General features: G+C 27.7%; 7 protein-coding genes. 2 read left to right on the forward strand and 5 right to left on the reverse strand.

Annotated features, from left to right (window positions below; genetic code table 11):
• Positions 1-171 precede the first annotated feature (171 nt).
• Positions 172-1,203 (forward strand): LacI family DNA-binding transcriptional regulator, encoded by a 1,032-nt coding sequence (locus AB1Z17_RS09510; protein ID WP_368051568.1) that lies wholly within the window; start codon positions 172-174, stop codon positions 1,201-1,203.
• A 393-nt stretch (positions 1,204-1,596) separates the two neighbouring features.
• Here AB1Z17_RS09510 and AB1Z17_RS09515 read toward each other — a convergent pair whose 3' ends face one another.
• On the reverse strand, positions 1,597-2,877 hold the full coding sequence (locus AB1Z17_RS09515; RefSeq protein WP_368051569.1) for a DEAD/DEAH box helicase: 1,281 nt from the start codon (positions 2,875-2,877) through the stop codon (positions 1,597-1,599).
• Between the two features lie 120 nt (positions 2,878-2,997).
• Between AB1Z17_RS09515 and AB1Z17_RS09520 the strand changes: the two genes are divergently transcribed.
• A complete protein-coding gene (locus AB1Z17_RS09520; RefSeq protein WP_368051570.1) occupies positions 2,998-3,846 on the forward strand; it encodes an HAD family hydrolase in 849 nt (282 codons plus the stop codon).
• A gap of 164 nt (positions 3,847-4,010) precedes the next feature.
• Here the strand turns inward: AB1Z17_RS09520 and AB1Z17_RS09525 are convergent, their stop codons facing one another.
• The 4 genes from AB1Z17_RS09525 to rpiB are packed head-to-tail and all read right to left on the reverse strand — an operon-like array spanning position 4,011 to position 6,425.
• Positions 4,011-4,592, reverse strand: a complete 582-nt coding sequence (locus AB1Z17_RS09525) for an NUDIX domain-containing protein (protein WP_368051571.1) — start codon at positions 4,590-4,592, stop codon at positions 4,011-4,013.
• Between the two features lie 3 nt (positions 4,593-4,595).
• Positions 4,596-5,039, reverse strand: a complete 444-nt coding sequence (locus AB1Z17_RS09530; RefSeq protein WP_368051572.1) for a GNAT family N-acetyltransferase — start codon at positions 5,037-5,039, stop codon at positions 4,596-4,598.
• Positions 5,040-5,041: 2 nt separating this feature from the next.
• Positions 5,042-5,950 (reverse strand): cation diffusion facilitator family transporter, encoded by a 909-nt coding sequence (locus AB1Z17_RS09535; RefSeq protein WP_368051573.1) that lies wholly within the window; start codon positions 5,948-5,950, stop codon positions 5,042-5,044.
• A gap of 37 nt (positions 5,951-5,987) precedes the next feature.
• Complete coding sequence (gene rpiB / locus AB1Z17_RS09540; RefSeq protein WP_368051574.1) at positions 5,988-6,425, reverse strand: ribose 5-phosphate isomerase B; 438 nt, start codon at positions 6,423-6,425, stop codon at positions 5,988-5,990.
• Positions 6,426-7,166 lie beyond the last annotated feature (741 nt).

Raw genomic sequence — 7,166 nt, forward strand, 5'->3', positions numbered from 1 at the left:
TAATAATTTATTTAAGTTAATTGACTATATTAACAGGTTAATTTTGGACTAAATTAAAAGGGCAACTAACTTATTTAAATCTTTTTTTTACCGAAAACGTTTTCGATTTTACCGAAAACGTTTTCGATTTATTGTTTTTATTGTTATTTTCGTTTTTTATTTACCATATTTATGAAGCCAGTAACTTTAAAAGAAATAGCAGAACAATTAAATATATCAATTACTACTGTTTCAAAAGCATTAAAAGATTATCCCGATGTAAGTAAAAAAACCAAAGGGTTAGTAAAAGAATTGGCAAAAACATTAAACTATAAACCCAATACTTTTGCTGTTAACCTAAGAACAAAAGAGTCTAAAACTATCGGTTTGATAATACCAGAAATAGTTCATCATTTTTTTTCAAACGTCATTAAAGGTATTATTTCGCAAGCAGAAAAAAAAGGTTATTTGGTTATCATTCTTCAGTCTAATGAATCTTATGACTTAGAAAAGAAACAAATTGACTTATTATTAAGTCAACGAGTTGATGGTATACTTATATCTTTAGCAAATGGAACAGCAAACTTTAATCACCTAAATGAGGTTTTAGCTCAAGACAAACCTTTAGTTATGTTTGATAAGATTGCCAGAATAGTAAAATGTTCCAAAGTTATTATTGATGATAGAAAAGCAGCTTACATAGCTACGCAGCATCTAATAGATATAGGTTGTAAACGAATTGCACATTTTAGGGGAGCGCTTTTACCGCAAAACTCTATAGATAGGTTTCTTGGATACAAAAAAGCATTACTAGATAATAATATACCTTATGACCCATCTTTGGTTTATATATGTGATTGTGGAGATATGAGTTTTAATGAAGGTAAAAAAAATGCTGAACAATTATTAAAAGACCATAATAATGTAGATGGTATCTTTATAAATACCGATTTGGTGGCTATTGGAGCTATGACAGCATTAAGAGAGCGTGGGATTAAAATACCCGAAGATATTAGTATTGTTGGATTTAGTAATTGGTTTATGTCCTCAGTAATTTCTCCAACATTAACAACAATAGATCAACCAGGTTTCCAAATGGGGAAAACAGCTTTTAAACAACTTTATAAAGAAATTAAAGCAATTAAAAAGAAGAAACCAATAGTGCCAAAAATTATTACACTTGAAACAGCGCTAATAAAAAGAGAGTCTACTAAACTGATTTAAAATTAACTTTTAACTAGTCTTTAATTAAATGTTCCTAGTTTAAATATTTTTTTAATCTAGATTTAAAAACTTCTTTTTGAGATAGTTAGAATTCAAGAATAGTTATTTTAAAATAAATGAAAATCAAATCAATAATTAAACATCCTTTAAAATACAGATAATATTAGTTTATTTTATTTTTTAGAATAGCACTTCAATCTTCTAGACTCTTAATACCGTGATAAATACTGTAAATAGTTGCTATAAAAAATATTATTAAAATGACTTTTATCATTAAGTAAATAAAATTTATAGTTTTAAGGAACAATTATATTCACTTGGATCCCTGAATATAATTATTTGAATTAGAACACCACTTTTTAGTAAAAAGTGGTGTTCTTGCTTAATAATGCTTTAGTTATTTCTTTTAGGGTAATATTTACGGCGTCTTGGTTTATTTATATTTTCTCCTTCTTTTGATTTGTGTTCGACTCTACGCTTTGATTTTTTACGTTGATTTTTAGAAGGTTTTGGAACTAAAGGAACTTCTTCATTTTCATCTAAAGTAAACGGATGTTCTTCAATTAAAGGTATTTGTTGATTTATTAATTTCTGAATATCTTTTAAATATGCTTTTTCTTCTTGATTGCAAAAAGACAACGCAATTCCGCTTGCTTTTGCACGGCCTGTTCTACCGATTCTATGTACGTACGTTTCAGGAATATTTGGTAAATCGTAATTAATTACTAAACTTAATTCTTCTACATCTATACCTCTTGCAGCAATATCTGTTGCAATTAAAATATTTAATTCACCTTTTTTAAAGTTTCCTAAAGCTCTTTGACGTGCTCCTTGAGATTTATTTCCATGAATGGCTGCGGATTTTATATGTGCTTTTGTTAACAAACGCACAATTTTATCCGCACCATGTTTTGTCCTTGAAAATACCAAAATTGATGCCTCAGGATTTTCTTCAATTATATGAATTAATAATTTTGTTTTATCTGGTTTACTCACAAAGTAAACTGCTTGTTCCACTTTTTCGGCAGTGGCTTGTTTTGGCTTTATAGTTATTCTTTCGTAATCTTTTAAAATAGTGCTAGACAGTTCAGCAATTGCCGGTGGCATTGTTGCCGAGAAAAAAAGTGATTGTCTTTTAAAAGGTAATTTTGCTATAATTTTTTTAATATCGTGGATAAAACCCATATCCAACATTTGGTCTGCCTCGTCTAAAACAAAATATTTTATGTCTTGTAAACTAATAAACCCTTGAGAGATTAAATCTAACAATCTACCCGGAGTTGCCACTAAAATATCGGTTCCTCTTCTTAAAGCATCAGTTTGTCCGCCTTGTTTAACACCCCCAAAAATAACAATATTTTTAAGTCCTGTATATTTTCCATAACTGGTAATACTCTCGTTAATTTGTATGGCTAATTCTCTGGTTGGAGTAACTATCAACGATTTTATTTTTCGTTTTCCTTTAGAATCTCCTCTACTATTAAATAAATGCTGTAAAATTGGTATTGTAAATGCAGCTGTTTTACCTGTTCCTGTTTGAGCACAGCCTAATAAATCTTTTCTGTTTAATAATATTGGTATTGCCTGTTCTTGAATTGGAGTTGGATGTGTATAACCTTCTTCTTGGAGCGCTTTTAAAATTGGCTCTATAATTTTTAAATCTTTAAATATCATTTGTTTTTTATAAGTTGGCAAAGGTACACTATTAGATTTAATGTGAATTTTTAGGCGAGAATCAGCTAAATATGGTAATTCTATCGATTTCGTTAATTATTTAAATATCAGTATAATTAAATGGCAAGAATACTTAAGTTTGCCAATATTTTTATAAAAACACCCATGAGTTACCAATTAATTTGTACCGATATAGATGGTACATTGTTAAATAAAGACAGAGCATTATCTAAAACAACTATTGAACAGGTACAACGTGTTTCTAATATTCCGTTTGTGCTAATTTCATCACGTATGCCAAATGGAATGCGTCATTTACAAAGAGAATTTAGCAATGAAAAAACACCTTTAGTTGCATATAATGGAGGTTTAATTTTAAACAATAATAAAGTTTTACATTCTACTTTTATTAAAAATAGTGTGTTGGCTGAAATAATTAACCAATGTACAAATACAGCTATACATTTAAGTTTATTTCATGCAGACGAATGGTATGTTCCTTCAATGGATTATTGGGCAAAAAGAGAAGAAAATAATACCAAAGTAACTCCTGTTGTAAAATCTAATGTTGAAGTTTTAGATGTTTGGAATACTGAAGGAAAAGGTGCACATAAAATAATGTGTATGGGCGATGCAACTGAAATTGATATATTGTATAAATCGTTAGAAAAGAATTTTTCTAATGAAATATTATTGTATCGTTCTAAGGAAACTTATATTGAAATTTCACATAAAGATATTTCTAAAAAAACTGCTATAGATGTTCTTTTAAAACATTGCTATCCAACACTTTCAATGGATAATGTAGTTGCTTTTGGTGATAATTACAACGATATTGAAATGTTAAAAGCGGTGGGTTTAGGTGTTGCTGTTGGAAATGCGAATTACGAAGTTTTAAAAGTTGCTGACGCTGTAACCGATACTAATAAAAATGATGGTGTTGCAAAAGCAATTAAAGAGTATTTTTAGTAATTGTTTGAGAATAATTGTTGGTGAAAAACACCAACAATGCCAGTATATATTTGAACGTCTTTACGAGGAGTTTGCGACGAAATAATCAGTTACTAATAAGCAGATTGCTTCATTACACCTGCCCACTAGAAAGGCTATAATTCGCAATGACAGATTAACGATTAAACTAGCTTATTAATTTTAGCATATTGTAATAAAATTATTGTTTTGGCATCACAAATTTTGCCTGTTGAAATTAGTTTTAAACTTTCTTTAAAATCGAATTCTAACACTTCAATTTCTTCGGTTTCTGCTATTAAACCACCACCTTCAGAAATTTTCATGGCATCGGAATATTCCGCAATAAAATAATGAATTTTCTCCGTTACTGCTCCTGGAGTAGAATAGATTTCAAAAACTTTTGTTGGATTGTTAATTTTATAGCCTGTTTCTTCTTCAGCTTCTTTTTTTATACAAGTTAATGGATCATCTTTATCTAATAAACCTGCACAAACTTCTAACATCATTCCATCATCGTTTCCATTTAAATAACTAGGCATTCTAAATTGTTTAGTAAGAATTACCGTTTTTTTTAATGGATTGTACAATAAAATACAAGCTCCATCTCCTCTATCGTAACATTCTCTACTTTGATTTTGCCAAGTGCCATCTTTTGTTTTAAAATCAAAATTTATTGTATCTAATTTATAATGTTTGTTCGATAAGTTTTTAACGCTATTTATTTTAATTTTTGGGTTGTTCATACATTAAGTTTTTAGCATTGCAATATGCGGAATTCCATCTTCTAAATAACCATCTCCTATTTGACTAAAACCTAAAGAATTGTAAAACTTTCTTAAATAAGTTTGAGCTGAGATTTTTATAGTAGTTTTATTAAAATACGTTGAAATTGCTTCAATAGAAGCTTCCATAATGGAATATCCGTATTTAAATTTTCGTTCCTTCTCTGCAACCACTACCCTACCAATGCTGGCTTCATTAAAATAATCACCTGGTTTAAAAACTCTGGTATATGCAATAATTTTATTGTTTTTAAAACCTAAAACATGGATTGCTTTTTGATCTTTATAATCTATATCCTGGTACACACAATCTTGCTCAACAACAAAAACTTCGCTTCGTAATTGTAAAATTTGATAAAGTTCTTCTTTGGTTAATTCGGAAAAGGTCTTAACTTGAATTTGAAGCATAATTAATCTTGATTTATTAAATCTTTTTTATCATCTCTAATAAATTCTGGTTGAAAATTACAGTGATTTATTTGAAATTTTTCTAGTAGATCTTGTTCAATTTTTGCGCAAATTATATCGAATTCTGAAAGTTTTATATCTTCGGTAAATTCTATATGCGCTTCTAAATGACTTCCTGCATCGTTTAATTGCCAAATATGAACGTGATGAATGTTTTTTATTCCTTTTACTTTTAAAACTTCTTTTGCAACATCATCAATTTTAATATGTTCCGGCGCAAATAGCATTAATATTCGAATAGATTTTAATAAAATTTCCCAACTTATATAAATTAAATAAATAGAAATAAGTAAAGTTAACAATGCATCGATCCAATAAATTTCATAATATTTCATTAATAAACCTCCAATAAAAACAGCAACAGATGTTAACATATCAACTAACAAATGTAAGTAAGCGGATTTCATATTAATATTATGTGCTGCATCTTTTTTAAGTAAAAGGACACTAAATCCGTTTGCTAAAACTCCTAAAAGTGCTAACCAAATAACTAAATCCGACTTTATTTCTACAGTAGAATTAAAACGTATAATTGCTTCATATCCAAGAAATAAACCTACAATAATTAACGAAGTTGCATTAATAAATGCTGCAATAATCTCGGCGCGTTTATACCCAAAAGTAGATGTTTTAGTACGTTTCTTTTTATTGGCAAGTAAATTAGCTACATAACTGATAATTAAAGAAATAACATCAGAAAAATTATGAACTGCATCAGAAATTAAAGCTAAACTTCCTGAAATAAATCCACCTATCAATTGTGCAATTGTAATAATAATATTAAGTACAATTGAAATTAATAAATTCTTACCTGTTATTGTTGGGTGATGATGCGCATGGTTATGTCCCATTTTAATTACGAATTATAAATTAACAATTACAAATTAATTAACAACAACCTGTAGGTATTTTATCTATTCTGTTTTGATGTCTTCCGCCTTCAAATTCAGTATTTAAAAATATTTCAACAAAACCTAAAGCTTGTTGTAATGAAACAAAACGCGCAGGAATTGCTAAAACATTTGCATTGTTATGCAATCTAATTAATTCAACAATTTCATTATTCCAAACCAGTCCAGCTCTAATTCCTTGGTGTTTATTAGCTGTCATTTGCGCACCATTTCCACTTCCACAAATTATAATACCATAAGTAGCTTTTCCACTTTCAACCGCATTTGCTACTGGATGAATAGCGTCTGCATAATCCATGCTATCATTCGAATCGGTTCCAAAGTTTAAAACTTTTATACCTTTACGCTCTAAAAGTTTTATAATTTCGAATTTATATTCGGTTCCAGCGTGATCGTTACCAATTGCAATTGTCATAATTAAAGTTTTTGTTAATAAGTTAGACTGCAAAAGTACAAATTCAGGCTTATTAACAGTAAAAAAAGTAATTGTTAATAGTATTTTTTAAAAGATTGATTTACAATAGCTTTAAATTTTACTAACATTGTGAATAAGTTTATACTTAAAAAAGAAAACTATTTTTTGATATGTAAATTAAAAAAGCTAATGCTAAAACGTACTTTTAATCACCAAATTTATTTATAGATTTTTAATATTGAGTTATAAACATTTTTTAAACTGTTATAAACATTTTTTGAATGAAATGTTATGCAATAAATTGGTAAAATAACTGTATTAACACACTGTTGATAACCTATATAATTTGATTGATTTTTAAGCTATTAAAAATATATAACTTGTTAGTTGTTTTTAATAAGTGATATTTCAAAATTATAATTCAATTATTTATTGCACATATTAACAGACTATAATAACAAACAATTTTTTATAAATTTTTAAAAATCCTTTTTATAATTTATATATATGTTGATAACATTAATTAAAAATCAATTTATAATTTTCAAAAATAAAGTTTAATTGAATTAAGTAGTTTTTGAATTAAAATAGGTGTGGATTTTAAATAGTTATAAACTATTTATTTTTGAATGTATAACTACAACTTAATAGAAAGTTTTAAAACGTTGGTTGGTAACGTAACCGTTTCTATACTATCTTCTGAAGCAAACGAACTATTAATACTTTTTACAGTGAAAAAAA

It is taken from the genome of Lutibacter sp., from assembly GCF_040883305.1.
GTDB lineage: Bacteria > Bacteroidota > Bacteroidia > Flavobacteriales > Flavobacteriaceae > Lutibacter.